The organism is Sphingobacterium sp. UBA1897, from assembly GCF_002337775.1.
Taxonomy (GTDB): domain Bacteria; phylum Bacteroidota; class Bacteroidia; order Sphingobacteriales; family Sphingobacteriaceae; genus Sphingobacterium; species Sphingobacterium siyangense.
Genome location: NZ_DDGR01000001.1, coordinates 97,963 through 114,394 on the forward strand (window position 1 = coordinate 97,963; position 16,432 = coordinate 114,394).

Sequence of the window (16,432 nt, forward strand, 5' to 3'; positions counted from 1 at the left end):
GGTGTGAGAACGCCTTATTTGACAACCAAAACACCGTCAGCAATAATGCTAATATCTTTTTTAGCTTGTGTAATCTGGTCTATTTCAGACTGTGATTTACCAAGATCCTTTGCCGCATGTTGTAACGATGCTACAGAAACTTCCTTTTTCTTTGCGATACCCTCGACGACAACCGTTTTGCCGACAATGTTTGCTGGCATGAAGAATCCGTAGTCTTTAAAACGGACGGTAATAGGCTCTTCGCCTTCCCGTTGCAGGGTCATGAAACAGCCTTTTTTCTTACATACCTCAACGACCTTACCTGTCACCTTTCCGTTGAATGCGTTCTTTTGCGTGAGTTCTTTTTCAAGCTTTGCCACTGAAATCGCATTGGATGCAGAGATTTCTTTTCCATATTTTACACCAGGCTTGGCGGCGGGAATATCTTTTTGCTGTGCGAAAGATAAATTGGTAACAGCAAATGCTAATGCAAAAAATAAAACGATCTTTTTCATGCTATTTTCTAATAAATTCAAATTTACCACTTGGATCCAGCTTCATGACAGTAGATGATTTTCCATCTGTTGTTACGTCTCTGTCATAGGCGACAATATAGTCTACACCATCTTTGATGGCATCAGATATTTCATCAAAATCTTTCGCCGTTGGTTCACCACTGATATTTGCTGAAGTTGAAATTATCGGTTTGCGAAACCGTTGTAAAAGTTGTTCACAAAAAGGGTGCTTGACAATTCGAATGCCAATTGAACCGTCCTCAGCAATCGCATTGGGCGCAAGATTTTTGGCATTCGAATAGACAATTGTCAAGGGTTTTTCGGTGTATTCGATAAGTTGATAAGCCACATCCGGGATTTCATTTACATAACTTGCCAATTGATTGTCGTTGTGTAAAAGGACGATCAGACTTTTGGATTTATCTCTTCCTTTCAGCTGGAAAACTTTCTCCACGGCATCAGGATTGGTGGCATCACAACCTATCCCCCAAATGGTGTCGGTGGGGTATAGAATTAATCCGCCGTTTTTTAACGTCTCCAAGGCCTTATTTAAATCCTCACGATCTACGAATGCACTCATCTTATCTTTATACTAGTTTTAACTTTATACAGCTACATTATGATCACGTAGTGCATCATTTAATGAAGTCTTTTTGTCTGTAGACTCTTTACGTTGACCAATGATCAAAGCGCAAGGAACTTGATATTCCCCTGCCGCAAATTTTTTGGTGTAAGAACCCGGGATAACAACAGAGCGGGCAGGTACATAACCTTTATATTCTACTGGTTGGGGGCCCGTAACGTCGATAATTTTTGTTGACGCTGTCAATACGACATTAGCACCCAATACAGCCTCTTTTTCTACACGAATACCTTCAACTACAATCGCTCTTGAACCTATGAAAACATTGTCCTCAATAATAACTGGAGCTGCTTGTACGGGCTCTAATACGCCACCAATTCCGACGCCGCCACTTAAATGTACATGTTTACCAATTTGTGCACAAGAGCCAACAGTTGCCCAAGTATCCACCATGGTACCTTCGTCTACATAAGCACCGATGTTAACGTAAGAAGGCATCATAATCACTCCTTTAGCCAAATATGCACCTAAACGAGCAGAAGCCCCTGGTACAACACGTACTCCAGTGTGCTTGTAGTCTGTCTTTAATTTCATTTTATCATGAAACACAAAAGGACCTGCAGTCATTTCGCGCATATCATTGATTGGAAAATATAAAATAACAGCTTTCTTAATCCAGTCATTGACGTGCCATCTTGTACCGATCATTTCAGCGACGCGGATTTCACCGCTATCTAATTTCATGATAACAGCGCGGATGGCTTCTGTATATTCTTTATATTCTAATAATTGCCTATCTTCCCAAGCTTCCTCAATCAGTTTTTTAAGTGGCTCTACCATATTATTTATTTTCTTATTTGAATTAGTTTATTTTGATGTACAAACTTAGATAAAGTTGGACTTAAAAACAACTTTATCCATTGTTCCTTGCAATAGACTTTCCTGATAACAACAGCCTACCAAATTATGATCAACTTCTGACTCCAACCACAGTGTGTGCACAGTGAGTCCACGTTGAGTCCACCTTTTTAAGGTGCACTCATGCTACAGACATTGTTTTAACAACCCGCTTGCAGTCAGGAGTTGGTATGGATTTGATGACAACTTGTCCGCAATTAGCTATTAGACTCTTCCGGCGAACGGATGAAAGACGTTTTAATAATTGTACTCAGTTTAATAGGAATTTTCCATAATTGCTTTTGGTTATAATGGTTCTAAAAATATAATTATTTTTGTATTATGGCTGGAACATCAGAAAAATTGAGAATTGATAAATATTTGTGGTCAATTCGCTTATTTAAGACAAGAACTTTGGCAACAGAGGCCTGTAAGGCAGGTCGGGTGAAACTAAAAGGCCAAAATATAAAACCCTCTTATGAAGTTAAGATCGGAGATGTATACCATGTCCAAAAGGGAATTGAGAAAAAAGTGGTGATGGTGACAGGTCTTTTGGAACGTCGTGTTGACGCCAAGACTGCTGTTCAATTCTACGAGGATCAAACACCTGTTGAAGAAACTGTAGGGTTTAAATCCGTATTTCATGCTCCTGTCCTGAAACGCGACCGCGGTACAGGGCGCCCTACGAAAAAAGACCGTCGTGAGATAGATGATTTACAATCTTCAGAATGGTGGGAGAAGGAAGATGAATAACCTCAAGATATGCGCCATGATAATTGTGGGAAGCCTGTTGGCAATTTCCTGTAAATCGTATAAAAAACCTGTGGCCATGACGGAGGGAGAATTTGTTTTGGCGATCCATGGTGGAGCGGGGACGATCTTGAAAAAGAATATGACAGATTCGATGGAGCAAGCTTATAGGATCGTCTTGGAGCAAGCGCTTCGTATGGGCTATCAAAAGTTGCAAGAAGGTAAATCCAGTTTGGAAGCCGTCGAATCTGCTATCCATGTTATGGAAGACTCACCCTTGTTTAATGCAGGGAAAGGAGCGGTCTTTACACATGATGGACGCAACGAACTGGATGCCTCCATCATGGAAGGTAAATCCTTGGCAGCAGGCGCCGTTGCAGGAGTGACGACGATCAAAAATCCAATCTCGGCAGCCAAGGCGGTGATGGAAAAATCTGAGCATGTTATGATGGTGGGTAAAGGTGCCGAAGAGTTTGCGAAGCAAGTGGGATTGACCATCGTAGATCCTTCTTATTTTTGGACGGAAGCACGTTGGGAGGCTTTGCAGAAAGTGAGCAAGGATGACAGTACACGAACACAACTAGATCACGATCAAAAACAAAGCTCACGTTTAGGCATCATCAATAAAGACGCTAAATTTGGTACAGTAGGATGTGTTGCCTTAGATAAAGCAGGTAACTTGGCAGCGGGTACGTCTACAGGAGGGATGACAAACAAGAAGTTTGGGCGGGTCGGAGATTCACCAATTATTGGTGCTGGAACGTATGCGAACAATAATACCTGTGCTGTTTCCTGTACTGGATGGGGTGAATATTATATCCGCACCGTGGCTGCATATTCGGTGTCGGCTTTAATGGAATATAAAGGTGAACGTGTTGATCAAGCGAGCAGGCAAGTAATCGATCGGATTGGTGAAATGGGCGGTAATGGCGGCATGATAGCATTAGATAAAAATGGACATGTTGCTATGCCTTTTAATACCGCCGGCATGTATCGGGGTACGGTGACTAAAGACGGTAAAATAACAGTAGAAATTTATAAATAGCCAATTCAGCTGTTTTTAGCTTCATAAAATATCCCAAGTGATCAATACACTACATGTTGAAGATCGCTTGGGATATTTTATGCTAACTATTTTTATTGAACAGCTTTTATGGCCTATTATGTCAAATTGCCGTTAGGTATTGTTCTATCTCATCAAATTGGATATCACCATGTGAAGCGTCATATAAACTGTCTTTTCCTTCAACAATCAGTATTTGAGGTGATTGATGTTCTACATTCCAACGTTGGGCAATCTCATTCGATAGTGGGCGGTAACGCAAAAGGTCTAAAAGATAAATCGCATAATCATGGTCTGAAGTAGCAGACATACGCTCAAGACTACGCTTAGCCATATTGCTAATACCACAAGTCGTGCTATGTTTAAAGATGGCCGCAACTTTATCGGATTGATAAAGCTCCTGTAGCTGTTCTTCTGTATTTAATTCTATCCAATTAATCATATTATAGTTCTGTAAATTTTTTCTGTTCTACCTGTACAAAAGATGAAATAGAGGAGAATATACAACTCTTTTGGTCATTGCTTGTGGAATTGAAGAAACTGGGTAAACGTATCCCGTCGCCAATCTCCTTATATTTGCTCACTTCATAAGTGTTTTTTTCGCCTTTATCTGTGTATTCGTAACGCACAATCTCACCAGTATTTTGATCAATATAAAGCAAACCATCAATCTTTGAACCAAAGATAGGGCCTGACGAGCTGATATTTGCTATCGTTAATTTCTGTCCAGCACTGAAACTTTCCTTCTGGCTTTTCAGCTGCACATTCTTCTGTCCGATCAAGGTAGGCAAAAGTAGTAGATTGAGATCCGAAAATAGCTGATTTTTAATTGATTTCTTGAGCTCTGGCCCATCTGTAGATAAATTTCCTCCAATAAAGAGTTTGTCTGACCCTGGGTTTTTAAAATTAAACAGGTAGGTCACCTGATCCGTTCCCTTATAGCCATCAAATCGACATGCTCCAGTTGTTCTATTGAACAGGAACTTTCGTTCGTCGTTTGACAACTGGTCTGAGATGGTATTTCCCTTTGCTGAGAAAGCCAAAAACTGCAAAGAATCCCATTTTTCCTGGCCACCGATACTTTGCCAAATCTGCTTGTTTAGACTATCGTCTTGTGCCACTAGATCCAACTGACAAAATAACGTCAGTATAACGACCAAGAGTACATTCGATAATGTTTTCATAATCCTATTTTTTAAAGAAACAATCATCAAGTAATTCGTACCAAAATTGATCCCATGAAACTTCATCATTGCGTCATTGTCTATAAAACTACCGACTGTTGTATAACCGATTTACACTACAATCAAGACAATTCAATAACAATTTATTCTAGTGAAAAAATAAAAATCGATTAATAAGATAACTGAATATTTTATTAATCGATTTGTTTAAAATATAAGTGCCTGAGTAATAAGTCGTGCTCAGTAATACTTTTCATCATTGAATGGTAGGCAAAATTAATACCAAACTAGAATTTTTTGGCAATATGAGCCATTTGTATTGCTGTAATAGCAGCTTCTTCACCTTTATTACCATGTTTCCCTCCGGCACGATCCAATGCTTGCTGAAGGTTGTCAGTTGTTAATACGCCAAAAACAGCTGGTTTATTATATTTGAGCCCTACATTGGCAATGCCATTTGCAACTGCATCGCAGATAAAATCGAAGTGTCTGGTCTCACCCTGAATGACGCAACCTAAACAGATAACAGCGTCAAAACCCTGATTTCTGAATGCGAGGTCTGCTCCTGAAATTAACTCGAAACTTCCAGGAACCTCTATGACTTGGATATTGTTTTCCTTAGCGCCATGCTCTTCCAAGCCCTTTATTGCACCATTCAATAATGCACCTGTAATTTCTGCATTCCATTGTGCAACAACGATTGCAAATTTGAATGGACTTGCATCCGCAACCTGGATGTGCGAAAAGTCGGATAAATTTTTAATGCTACTTGCCATAATAGCAACAAAGATAGTGATTTTAGATGGTCACAAAAAAAGAGGCTATCAAATAGCCTCTTTTTATTATATTTTTATAATTATTCTCTTATAAATGTGCTTGTACACGCCCCAATAAACCATCAATTGTTGAAGCTTCTTGGCTCTCTGGAAAATCTGTTTTAATCTTCTTGTAAGCAGTCTCTGCACTTTTATAGTCATTTTGTGCTTCATATACAAGTCCTAGTTTTTTCAAAAAGAGTGGAGTTGTATACGAGTTGCTTGATTTTTCAGAAGCTTGCTTGTAGTAATCAGCGGCTTTTTTGTAGTCTTTTAACTCTGAAAAAGCATCACCTGTTAAACCAATTACGAGTGGGTCTAGAATTTGGCTTCCTGTTGGAGCATATTTTTCAAGCGCTTTCGCAGCTTCATCGAATTTACCTTGCCGCAAATATAAACCTCCTAAATAGGCGTTTGCAATATTTGCAGATTTTGTATTGGAATACTCGTCCGCAATTTGTTTAAATCCAAGAAACGCACCATCGCCCATGATTGCTTTACTTTGTAAAGAATCAATTGTAGCAAGCTGTTCTGCTTTGTACATACGGTTCGAAGCTTCTTCTGCTCTTGGATCTAGATACAGCTTTTGATATCCAAAATAAAGTAAGATCAATACAACGATACCACCTAAAATGAACACTACACTTTTTTGGTTATCTTGAAAAAAAGATCCTTTTGAAGGTTTGAAACCTTGATTTGTATTATTTGTGTTTTTAGACATTACTAATCAGTAAAATATGGATTGCAAAAATACACTTTTCGAGCAAATTTGCAAGTGTTTTGCAAATTTTAAAGTGAATTAACTTTGGTTTTCCGACTCATTCGATAGTTCAATTTCCTTGTCTAGCTGTTCGTAGATGGAATTTTTACTTTTGAATTCAGGTACAATAATTTTCATTTGATAGACAACTTCGTTTTTGTTTTGTGTCGCTAAACGCTGTTGCAATTCGCCAATTTTCATACACACGATATCATAATTATTTTCTCTGACTTTGGCGATCATGATTTTTTCGTGGTGAGTCGGTAAGGTATTCTCTAAATCATTCAGCAATTCCTCATACAGTTTTTCACCAGGTCTTAATCCAGTGAATTTTATTTCAATATCTTCATTCGGTTTAAATCCTGAAAGACGAATCATTTTTTTAGCTAACTCAACTATTTTTACAGATTTACCCATATCAAATACAAAAATTTCGCCACCTTGTCCCATTGTTCCAGCTTCAAGAACTAGACGACATGCTTCGGGAATGGTCATAAAATACCGCGTAATTTCTGGATGAGTAACTGTTACAGGGCCACCTTTTTGAATCTGGTCTCTGAATCGAGGGATAACTGATCCATTGGAGCCTAAGACATTGCCAAAGCGGGTTGTGATAAATTTGGTGTGCACAGTTGCCCCTAAGGAGTTTTCCAAATGATTGTTTAACGATTGTACATAGATTTCTGCGATACGCTTTGTCGCTCCCATGATATTAGTGGGGTTGACAGCTTTATCGGTAGAGACAAAAACAAATTTTTCAACTTGAAATTCCACGGCTAAATCAGCTAGATTCTTAGTACCCATGACATTGGTCTGTACTGCTTCCAAAGGATGGTTTTCCATCATTGGCACATGTTTGTATGCTGCCGCATGATATACATAATGCGGCTTGAAAGTATCAAAAAGTAATTGCATCCTTTTTGTACTTCGGACGTCTGCTATATAAGTATGATAAACTTGATTTGGAAATTCATCTTGAAGGTCAAGTTGGAGATTATGTAACGGAGACTCCGCCTGGTCACAAAGGATAATCATTTGGGGCTCGTATTTTCCCAATTGGGATGCAATCTCACTACCTATGGAGCCTGCTGCCCCAGTAACTAAGATTCTTTTACCTTTCGTTTGGCTTAGGATGTGATCGTCGTTAATCTTAATCGGCTCCCGTTCTAGTAAATCTTCAATTTTTATTTTTTGGATCTGATTGGGATTAAGATCACCATTCATGATCTTTTTAACAGGAGGGAGCGTTAATATGTTGACATTTTTTTCGAGCGCAACATCTGTAATTTCATTTTTACGGTCCGAAGGAATGTTGTGCGAAGCGATGATAACCTCCTCAACATTCAATGTATTGATCAGATGGCTGAACTTCTGCGAGGAATATATTTTGGTCCCATCAATTACCTTGTTGATTTTTTGTTCATTATCATCTAAGAATCCAACAATAGCATTTTTGGATCGTACATCATGGTCTAAGGTTCTTTTTACAGCAATCCCCAAATCACCGGCACCATAGATCAGTGTCTTTTTTCTGGAGCCGCTGACTTTTTTGGTGTATAGAAAGAAAATTTTGATAATCGTTCTATAGACGGTCAAAATAAGAAAGGAGAAGAGTGCAAAGAAGATAATGAGTGCAGTTGGAATGTTTCGCTCTATCTCGTTTGCCTGGATCACTAATTTTATAACCAGGAGAACGAAAACACTAAATGTTATTGTTGATAATATACGTATTGAATCGATAGCGCTCGTGTAACGAACTATACCAGTATACATCTTGAAGAGATAGAATGATAAAGAACATATGGCTATAAATAAAATGTAACGAATGCTAAAATCAATGTCGAGCAGAAAATCGAAGTTAAAATCATAGTAAATAACATTTGCGAAGAGATAAGCGATGGAAACACTAAAGATGTCCAATAAAAAAATGATCCATCGTGGCACTATATTGACTTTACTGAGCATGGTACTATATCTGATTAATTTAAACAAATGTAGATAAATTTGTTTCATTCCAAAGCCGTGCCAAACCAAATTTATCTTCGTTTGATAAGATTGATTTTTTATTGTAATTTTAGCTAACTATCAATTTTACAAGATGAATGAGTTAGGAAAGCTTGCGAGTCAGGCTATGATTTCTCCAAAAGAGATGCTGTTTGAGAAGAAAAAGAATGCAAAGAGTTTATTTATAGGCATTCCAAAGGAAATCTCGCTTCAGGAAAAGCGGATCTGCTTGACGCCATTAGCGGTTGCATTATTGGTAGAAAATGGACACGAAGTTATCATTGAGGCTGGAGCGGGTGCTGGAGCCAATTTTTTAGATCATCATTATAGTGAACAGGGGGCTCGTATCGTTTCATCTCGGGAAGAGGTGTACCAAGCAGATCTGATCATTAAAGTTGGTAGCCCTATCCTTAGTGAAGTGAAATTGATGAAAGAAAGGCAGCTGTTGTTATCGTCTCAACAACCTTCACTCATGAACCTGGAGGTACTAAAGGCGTTAATGCATAAAAAAATCACTGCAATTTCTTACGAATATTTAAGAGATGAGGGCGGTTGCCTAGCAGTGGTGCGTGCGATGAGCGAAATCGTGGGGGCAACGGCAACCTTAATTGCGGGAGAGTATCTGAGCAATGCATTTGGAGGGAAGGGACTGATGCTCGGTGGTGTGACAGGCGTAGCTTCCACAGAAGTCGTTATTATAGGTGCGGGTACGGTAGGTGAACAAGCTGCCCGAACGGCTTTGGCGTTAGGTGCACAGGTAAAGGTTTTTGATAATTCGATTTATAAACTTAGACGACTGCAAAACAATCTTGGTAGCCGTGTTTTCACTTCCGTTATACAACCTATTATTTTAAACAAGGCCGTGATCAGTTCGGATGTAGTTATTGGCGCCTTGCGAGCGCGTAATGGACGTTCGGCTTGTGTGATTTCGGAAGAAACCGTTTCTAAAATGAAACCCAATTCCGTTATTATAGATGTAAGCATTGATCAAGGAGGCAATTTTGAAACATCGGAGGTGACCTCTCACGATAAACCTATCTTTCGTAAATTTGATGTTATTCACTATTGTGTTCCCAATATAGCGTCTCGGGTAGCGCGAACAGCTACCTATGCAATGAGCAATATCTTCACTTCTATTTTGCTTGATTTTGCTGAACTCGGGGGACTGAAAAATGCAATTTGGAAGAATCCCGGTATTCGGAGTTCAATTTATTTGTACCAAGGAAACCTTACAAATGTTGACATGGCCTCAAGATTTAATATGACGGCGAAAGATTTAGATCTTTTAGTTGTTTCTTCCTTATAAACCATGGATATCCAGCTCATATTTGATTCGTTTTTTCTAGTATATGTAGTCTGGAGCTATCTTTTAAAATATCATTTTAATGAAAAGAATTTTTATGATTTTATGTTCGTTGATTTCTCTCGTTAAGGCGCAGGAAACAATCAACCTTTATGCAGATTCCATTCCAAATGCGACTGATAAAGAGCAGGTAAATTTAGAAAAGAATGTACCAAAGTTATTTGCATATATGGCAGATAAAAGTATAGATAAAAATATTGCCGTACTGGTTATTCCGGGAGGAGGGTATTCTCATATAGCAATGGATCATGAGGGGCATGCCGTTGCAAAAGAGCTGATAAAAAATGGCTATTCGGCATTTGTTTTACAATACCGATTGCCTTCACCAAATATCATGCGTGACAAATCAATAGGACCTCTTCAAGATGCCCAGCGGGCGATGCAATTGATCCGAACGTTGCACCCCGGAGTTCGAAAGGTTGGGGTTATAGGATTTTCCGCTGGCGGGCACCTGGCTTCCACTTTAATTACGAAGTTTAAGAAAGACTATATAGCGAATCCTTCCCATGTATCCCTAAGACCTGATTTTGCAGGATTGATTTATCCGGTAATCTCTATGGAAAATGATATAACACATAAAGGTTCGCGTATAAATCTCATTGGAGAAAACCCTTCGGAAGACCAAATCAAACTGTTTTCTTCCAATTTGCAGGTATCTTCTGAGGTTTGTCCGGTTTTCTTTGTGCATGCCAAAGACGATATGGCTGTGCCAATAGAAAATAGCTATAGAATGATGGCAGCTTTGGACAAGTCAAAAGTGCCCAACAAGCTTTATACCTTTGAGCAAGGGGGGCACGGCTTTGGGTTAATTAACAAAACCTCAGACAAGTTATGGTTTGACGCATTTTTATCTTGGCTAGACACACAAAACTAGGATATACAATTAATGGTCAAAAGATATCCAGTGAGATATTGTTAGATCGACAGCCTGTAGTTTTTGTGGAATTATTTGCGATGTTATAATCGCATGTAAGTTAATCTCATTATTACTGACTACGATTTCATAATAAAAACCTCTGAATCGCACATCTTTTACAAAAAAAGTAGACTGCTCAGAAGGACTTATTGAAATCCATTCTTGATGTATCGCGACTGGTTTTTCGCTTGTTATGCCTAAATTTTGAGCTTGCTCAACTTGTAATATATTGCTTTTTGCCAGTAATTGCGCCGTGTAAGGGTGCGATGGATTGCTATACAATACATGTGGATTGTTTTGATCTAGGATTTTACCAGATTTCATCACGATGAGGTTATCTGCTAAAGCAAGTACTTCCGTAGGATCGTGTGAAACTAAAATGACGGTCAGCCCAGTTTCTTTAACAATATCTTTTATGTCCTGTTGCAAGGTATCCCTAAAAGAGGCATCAACCTGATTGAAGGGTTCATCCATTAGTAAAACTTCAGGCTCGTTGATCAAAGCACGACAGATGGCGACACGTTGTTTTTCTCCGCCACTGATGTCTGCTACTCTTTTTTTAGCGAGGTGATCTATCCGTAGACGTTGTAATATTTCCGCAGTTTTGTCTTGTTTGCGTTTGATATCTGTGTTTGGCAACTGCGATGCAACATTATCCCATACATTGGCATAAGTATTCAAATCGTCAAAGCCTTGCGAGACTAATTTCATGGCATCATGTCCGGGGATTAGCTTGTCCTTGCGCGTTGGAACCTGCCAACCTTTATAGCGCACAATGCCCCCAGTTGGTTCCAAAAGACCGTAGATAAGTCGCAGTAATGTACTTTTTCCACTGCCAGATTCACCAATGATTGCTGTTATTTTTCCTTCATCGATATCGAAAGAACTATTTTCAACAGCAAACTGCATATTGTTCTCATGAAAGGAAAAGCTAAGGTGCTCGGCGTGTATAGCCGCTAGTCCGGGAACATGGATATCAGATGGAATATATTGACAAGATGATAAATGAGCCATAGTAGAGAAAAGGTAGTTAACGAATAGAAATTTTACGTGTTGTTGCATCTATGATGCTAATATGTATCTCTTTTGCTTCTTCAGGAAGTAAATTGGGGATTTTCTCCGGCCATTCAACAAAGCAATATGCACCTGAATAGAAATATTCCTCATAGCCAAAATCGAATGCCTCCTGCTCATCTTTAATGCGGTAAAAATCAAAGTGATATATGGGGCCTGCGGGAGACTCATATTCATTAACAATGGAGAATGTTGGACTAGATGTACTATCTTGTACATTTAATTGTTTACACAGGTATTTTACAAAAGTTGTTTTTCCTGCTCCCATTGAACCATATAATAGAAAAATCCGGTCCTTTGGAAAACTATTTAAAAGTGTCTGAGCCGCTTGAGATAGATCTGCTGTCGTATTTACAATAATTTCCATGTTGCAAAATTACTATTTCGGTAAGTATGTCGCAAAGGGGATAATCATTTCTTCCAAAGAGATTCCACCATGTTGGAATGTTCCATTAAAGTAATTGACAAATTGATTGTAGTTGTTGGGGTAAACAAAATACGAATCTTCTTTGGCAAAGACGTATGTTGAACTAACATGAAGTTTAGGCAACTGTGCCTCGTGGGGATTTTTGATAGCAAAAACATCTTTGTCAATATAGTTCAGATTTTTCCCTTGCTTATATCTCAAATTTGTATTTGTATTTCGATCACCAACAATTTTACTTGGCTTTTTTACACGGATCGTGCCATGGTCGGTTGTAATAATCACACGAACTTTCTTTTGTGAGAGCCATTTTAAAGCCTCCAATAGAGGTGAGTGTTCAAACCATGACAAAGTGAGGGAGCGATAAGCCGCTTCATCGTTTGCTAATTCACGAATCATAGAGCTGTCCGTACGTGCGTGCGAAAGCATGTCAACAAAGTTATACACCAATACATTCAGTTGATTGTGCATCAAATTGCCGAGATTGTCTAATACGTCTTTTCCTTGTTCCAGGGTCAAAATTTTCGTGTAGGAATGTTTTATGGACTTGCGATAAAGTCGCTTGATCTGATCTTCCAAAAATTTATCCTCATATAAATTCTTGCCGCCTTCATCTTCATCGTTTTGCCATAATTTCGGGAAGCGTTTTTCCATTTCCAGTGGAGTTAATCCACTAAAGATGGCATTTCTAGCATATTGTGTTGCTGTTGGTAAAATACTGTAATAGTTTATCTCCTCCTCAAGTCTAAAATAGTCGGTGATTACCTCATTGATAATTTTCCATTGATCGAAACGCAAATTGTCTATTAAAAAGAAAAATGTCGGTATATCATCTTCTATGGTCGGAAATACCTTCTTCTTAAATAGCTGGTGTGATAGAATGGGCGCGTTTTCGGGGCGATTAATCCACTGGATATAGTTGTTTTCTATAAATTTGGAGAATTGCATGTTTGCTTCGGATTTTTGCATCGTCAGAATTTCATGCATATTGTTATCTTCAAGCTTTTCGAGGGACAATTCCCAGTAGACAAGTTTTTTGTAAACTTCTGACCATTGGTTGAAATCCAGATTGTCATTCAGGATCATCCCCAAATTGCGGAAGTCTTGTTGATAAGCCATGGATGTTTTCTCATTGACAAGACGTTTGTTTTCCGTTAATTTTTTTATTGTCATCAAGATCTGCTTGGGGTTGACCGGCTTGATAAGATAATCATCTATTTTGGAGCCGATGGCATCTTCCATGACATGTTCTTCTTCATTTTTTGTGACCAGAACAACGGGGACAGTAGGGTTGATCGATTTGAGTATAGCAAGTGTTTCGAGCCCGGTTAGCCCAGGCATATTTTCGTCTAAGAAAACGAGGTGGAAAAAACCATTTTTAAAGGCTTCAACGGCATCATTTCCATTGTTGACTGTGTCAACTTTGTAACCTTTGCTTTCTAAAAATAAAATGTGTGGTTTTAGAAAGTCAATTTCATCGTCAGCCCAAAGAATATGTGTTTTTTGCATCTTGTTATTATATGTCTATTAGTAGTAGAGGGGAGGATCGGATTTTCGATCTCATGCTAACATAAGCAAATATCGTGCTTCAGATTTTATTTTTAACATTTATTAACGATGAACTAACTATCTTTGTTTTAAGTTTATACTAGTGTTAACCAGGAGTTCATGATTAAAGGGCTCGGTTTCATAATTATAGTGTTGATGATCGTATTAATTTGTCTCCACATTGAACAAAAATAAAATTATTAATGATCCGGTATATGGATTTGTCGCTATTCCTACAGGATTGGTCTTTGACCTAGTGCAACATCCTTATTTCCAAAGGCTCCGCTATATTAAGCAGGTGAGCATGACACATCTCGTCTATCCCGGAGCTTTGCATACTCGTTTTCAGCACGCCATAGGAGCGATGCATTTGATGTCGATGGCATTGGAAACTTTGAGGAGTAAAGGTGTTATAATTTCAGCGGATGAAGAGGAGGCTGTTCTGTCGGCAATATTGCTGCATGATATTGGTCACGGCCCTTTTTCACATTCTTTGGAGCATAGTTTGATTGAAGGTGTTTCTCATGAGCTATTGTCTTCCCTTTTAATGGATCGAATCAACAATGATCTGGGTGGAAGACTAAGTCTTGCAATTACAATCTTTAATAATAAATACGAACGTAAATTTCTTCATCAATTGGTGTCGAGCCAATTGGATGTTGATCGAATGGACTACCTCAATAGAGATAGTTTTTTTACAGGCGTATCGGAAGGCGTCATCTCTTTTGACCGTATTATAAAAATGCTCAATGTGGTGGAGGACGAAATAGTGGTGGAGTATAAAGCGCTTTATTCTGTAGAGAAATTTCTGATTGCGCGGCGGTTGATGTATTGGCAAGTCTATTTACACAAGACCGTTATCGGTGCGGAACAGTTATTGATTAAAATTCTGCAGCGGGCAAAATATTTGACGGCTGCTGGCCATAAGCTCTTTTCTACTCCGGCGTTTCATTGGTTTTTAAGCCAGCAGGTCAACAAAACTAACTTTTTGGATGACCCGTTACATTTGGATTGGTTTACTCGTTTAGATGATACGGATATTATGTCTGCCATAAAAACATGGGAACGTCATGAGGATCCTATTTTAAGTACAATGTGCCAACGTGTTATGAAACGTAATCTATATCGATCTGTCATGAGTGATAAGCCATTCTTGCCAGAATATGTTGATTTAGTAAAGGCGAAAGTACAAGCTGAGATGGGGGTGGCTCAAGAGGATATTCATTATTATGTATTTATGCAAGAAATTCAAAACCGGGCCTATAATTCTTCCAGGGATCAAATTAAAATACTATTGAAATCGGGCGAGCTCGTCGATATAACGGAGGCTTCTGATCTAGGTAATTTGGAAGCACTGTCGAAAAATGTAGCTAAATACGCCTTATGTTATCCAAAAGAGGTGGGATATGTTGCAATTACTTCCATCAAGTAGTTATTTTTTAATAAAAAAACATAGATTTGTACCATGCAATTTACTGCTCAACAAATAGGGACATTATTAGAAGGACGGATTGAAGGAAATCCAGAAGTTACTGTAGGTAACCTTGCCAAAATTGAGGAAGGTAAAAAAGGCGATCTTTCTTTTTTGTCAAATCCAAAATATGAGCATTTTATTTATACTACTGATGCCTCGATTGTAATTGTTAATGAAGATTTACAATTGACGCAGGCAACTAAGCCAACATTGACGATCATAAGGGTTAAGAATGCATATGCTGCTTTCTCTACTATTTTGAATATGTATAATGAGTTTCGTCTTGACAAAAGCGGACGTGAGGAACCACATTTTATACATGCTGAAGCGGAGATCGGCCAAGGAGGTTATATTGGTGCATTCGTATATATTGGGCGTGGGGCTTCCATTGGAGATAACGTGAAAATCTACCCACAAGTCTATATTGGCGATAAAGTTACGATTGGCGATAATACAACACTCTACCCAGGCGTAAAGATTTATTATGATTGTAAGATTGGGAAAAATGTGGTAGTACATTCTGGTGTTGTGATTGGATCGGATGGATTTGGATTTGCTCCACAAGAAGACGGAACATATAAAAAAGTACCTCAGATTGGTTATGTGCAAGTGGAGGATAATGTCGAGATTGGCGCCAATACTGTAATTGATAGGGCAACAATGGGCGCTACAATAGTGCGTGATGGTGTTAAGTTGGATAATTTGATTCAAATTGCACATAATGTTGATATTGGAAAGAATACCGTAATCGCAGCGCAAACAGGTATTTCTGGTAGTTCAAAAATTGGAGAACATGTGGTTTTAGGAGGTCAGGTTGGTGTCGTTGGACATATTGTTGTTGCAAAGGGATCTCAAATCCAAGCCCAATCAGGAGTGAATAGATCGATTAAAGAAGAAGGTAAAAAGTGGGGCGGTACGCCAGTGATGCCTTACCAGCCGCAGTTGCGCTCCAATGTAATTTTTGCACGTCTTCCTGAGTTGGAAAAACGAATCCAAGAGTTAGAAAAGTTAGTAGAAAAAAAATTGAAATAATTATTTTTCATTGAAAATAAACTGTTCTTTAATTGTGATGAAATAATCATT

Annotated in this window: 17 protein-coding genes; 6 read left to right on the forward strand and 11 right to left on the reverse strand. The window is 38.6% G+C overall.

The window, feature by feature from the left end; translation table 11 throughout:
- Positions 1–14 precede the first annotated feature (14 nt).
- From B4N43_RS00295 to B4N43_RS00305, 3 genes are read right to left on the reverse strand one after another with little or no spacing between them, the layout of a single operon-like run.
- Entirely contained in the window at positions 15–494 is a 480-nt protein-coding gene (locus tag B4N43_RS00295; protein WP_286732237.1) for a DUF4920 domain-containing protein, read from the reverse strand.
- A 1-nt stretch (position 495) separates the two neighbouring features.
- Positions 496–1,074, reverse strand: a complete 579-nt coding sequence (locus tag B4N43_RS00300; protein WP_088159989.1) for an L-threonylcarbamoyladenylate synthase — start codon at positions 1,072–1,074, stop codon at positions 496–498.
- Positions 1,075–1,098: 24 nt separating this feature from the next.
- Positions 1,099–1,917: a 2,3,4,5-tetrahydropyridine-2,6-dicarboxylate N-succinyltransferase gene (locus tag B4N43_RS00305; RefSeq protein WP_075990775.1), complete on the reverse strand. Its 819-nt coding sequence runs from the start codon at positions 1,915–1,917 to the stop codon at positions 1,099–1,101.
- Between the two features lie 399 nt (positions 1,918–2,316).
- Here B4N43_RS00305 and B4N43_RS00310 point away from each other — a divergent pair, with 399 nt between their 5' ends.
- Positions 2,317–2,727 (forward strand): RNA-binding S4 domain-containing protein, encoded by a 411-nt coding sequence (locus B4N43_RS00310; protein ID WP_088159990.1) that lies wholly within the window; start codon positions 2,317–2,319, stop codon positions 2,725–2,727.
- Complete coding sequence (locus B4N43_RS00315) at positions 2,684–3,769, forward strand: isoaspartyl peptidase/L-asparaginase family protein (RefSeq protein ID WP_286732240.1); 1,086 nt, start codon at positions 2,684–2,686, stop codon at positions 3,767–3,769. Before B4N43_RS00310 ends, B4N43_RS00315 begins: the two co-directional genes overlap by 44 nt.
- A gap of 121 nt (positions 3,770–3,890) precedes the next feature.
- On the opposite strand, the gene ytxJ is transcribed toward B4N43_RS00315, so the two are convergent.
- The 5 genes from ytxJ to B4N43_RS00340 all read right to left on the reverse strand — a co-directional run bounded on the left by ytxJ (position 3,891) and on the right by B4N43_RS00340 (position 8,511).
- Positions 3,891–4,229, reverse strand: a complete 339-nt coding sequence (gene ytxJ / locus B4N43_RS00320; protein WP_198386024.1) for a bacillithiol system redox-active protein YtxJ — start codon at positions 4,227–4,229, stop codon at positions 3,891–3,893.
- Between the two features lies 1 nt (position 4,230).
- Positions 4,231–4,971 carry a hypothetical protein gene (locus B4N43_RS00325; protein ID WP_201666682.1) on the reverse strand — a complete coding sequence of 247 codons (741 nt, stop codon included), beginning with the start codon at positions 4,969–4,971 and terminating at the stop codon, positions 4,231–4,233.
- A gap of 287 nt (positions 4,972–5,258) precedes the next feature.
- Positions 5,259–5,747: a 6,7-dimethyl-8-ribityllumazine synthase gene (ribH, locus tag B4N43_RS00330; protein ID WP_075990779.1), complete on the reverse strand. Its 489-nt coding sequence runs from the start codon at positions 5,745–5,747 to the stop codon at positions 5,259–5,261.
- 88 nt (positions 5,748–5,835) lie between these two features.
- On the reverse strand, positions 5,836–6,507 hold the full coding sequence (locus tag B4N43_RS00335; RefSeq protein ID WP_088159993.1) for a tetratricopeptide repeat protein: 672 nt from the start codon (positions 6,505–6,507) through the stop codon (positions 5,836–5,838).
- Positions 6,508–6,585: 78 nt separating this feature from the next.
- The gene (locus B4N43_RS00340) at positions 6,586–8,511 is read right to left on the reverse strand and encodes a polysaccharide biosynthesis protein (RefSeq protein ID WP_286732408.1); all 1,926 of its coding nucleotides are present in this window, start codon (positions 8,509–8,511) and stop codon (positions 6,586–6,588) included.
- 133 nt (positions 8,512–8,644) lie between these two features.
- Between B4N43_RS00340 and B4N43_RS00345 the strand changes: the two genes are divergently transcribed.
- Together B4N43_RS00345 and B4N43_RS00350 are read left to right on the forward strand one after the other, a co-directional pair.
- Complete coding sequence (locus B4N43_RS00345; protein WP_286732249.1) at positions 8,645–9,856, forward strand: alanine dehydrogenase; 1,212 nt, start codon at positions 8,645–8,647, stop codon at positions 9,854–9,856.
- 79 nt (positions 9,857–9,935) lie between these two features.
- Positions 9,936–10,787, forward strand: a complete 852-nt coding sequence (locus B4N43_RS00350) for an alpha/beta hydrolase (RefSeq protein WP_286732252.1) — start codon at positions 9,936–9,938, stop codon at positions 10,785–10,787.
- A gap of 9 nt (positions 10,788–10,796) precedes the next feature.
- Here the strand turns inward: B4N43_RS00350 and B4N43_RS00355 are convergent, their stop codons facing one another.
- From B4N43_RS00355 to B4N43_RS00365, 3 genes are read right to left on the reverse strand one after another with little or no spacing between them, the layout of a single operon-like run.
- A complete protein-coding gene (locus B4N43_RS00355; RefSeq protein ID WP_286732254.1) occupies positions 10,797–11,843 on the reverse strand; it encodes an ABC transporter ATP-binding protein in 1,047 nt (348 codons plus the stop codon).
- Positions 11,844–11,859: 16 nt separating this feature from the next.
- On the reverse strand, positions 11,860–12,270 hold the full coding sequence (tsaE, locus tag B4N43_RS00360) for a tRNA (adenosine(37)-N6)-threonylcarbamoyltransferase complex ATPase subunit type 1 TsaE (protein WP_286732256.1): 411 nt from the start codon (positions 12,268–12,270) through the stop codon (positions 11,860–11,862).
- A 12-nt stretch (positions 12,271–12,282) separates the two neighbouring features.
- On the reverse strand, positions 12,283–13,836 hold the full coding sequence (locus B4N43_RS00365; protein ID WP_075990785.1) for a bifunctional response regulator/alkaline phosphatase family protein: 1,554 nt from the start codon (positions 13,834–13,836) through the stop codon (positions 12,283–12,285).
- A gap of 220 nt (positions 13,837–14,056) precedes the next feature.
- On the opposite strand from B4N43_RS00365, the gene B4N43_RS00370 reads away from it, so the two are divergent.
- The gene (locus tag B4N43_RS00370) at positions 14,057–15,307 is read left to right on the forward strand and encodes an HD domain-containing protein (protein ID WP_286732259.1); all 1,251 of its coding nucleotides are present in this window, start codon (positions 14,057–14,059) and stop codon (positions 15,305–15,307) included.
- Between the two features lie 33 nt (positions 15,308–15,340).
- Complete coding sequence (lpxD, locus tag B4N43_RS00375; protein ID WP_286732261.1) at positions 15,341–16,381, forward strand: UDP-3-O-(3-hydroxymyristoyl)glucosamine N-acyltransferase; 1,041 nt, start codon at positions 15,341–15,343, stop codon at positions 16,379–16,381.
- The last annotated feature ends 51 nt before the right edge of the window (positions 16,382–16,432 follow it).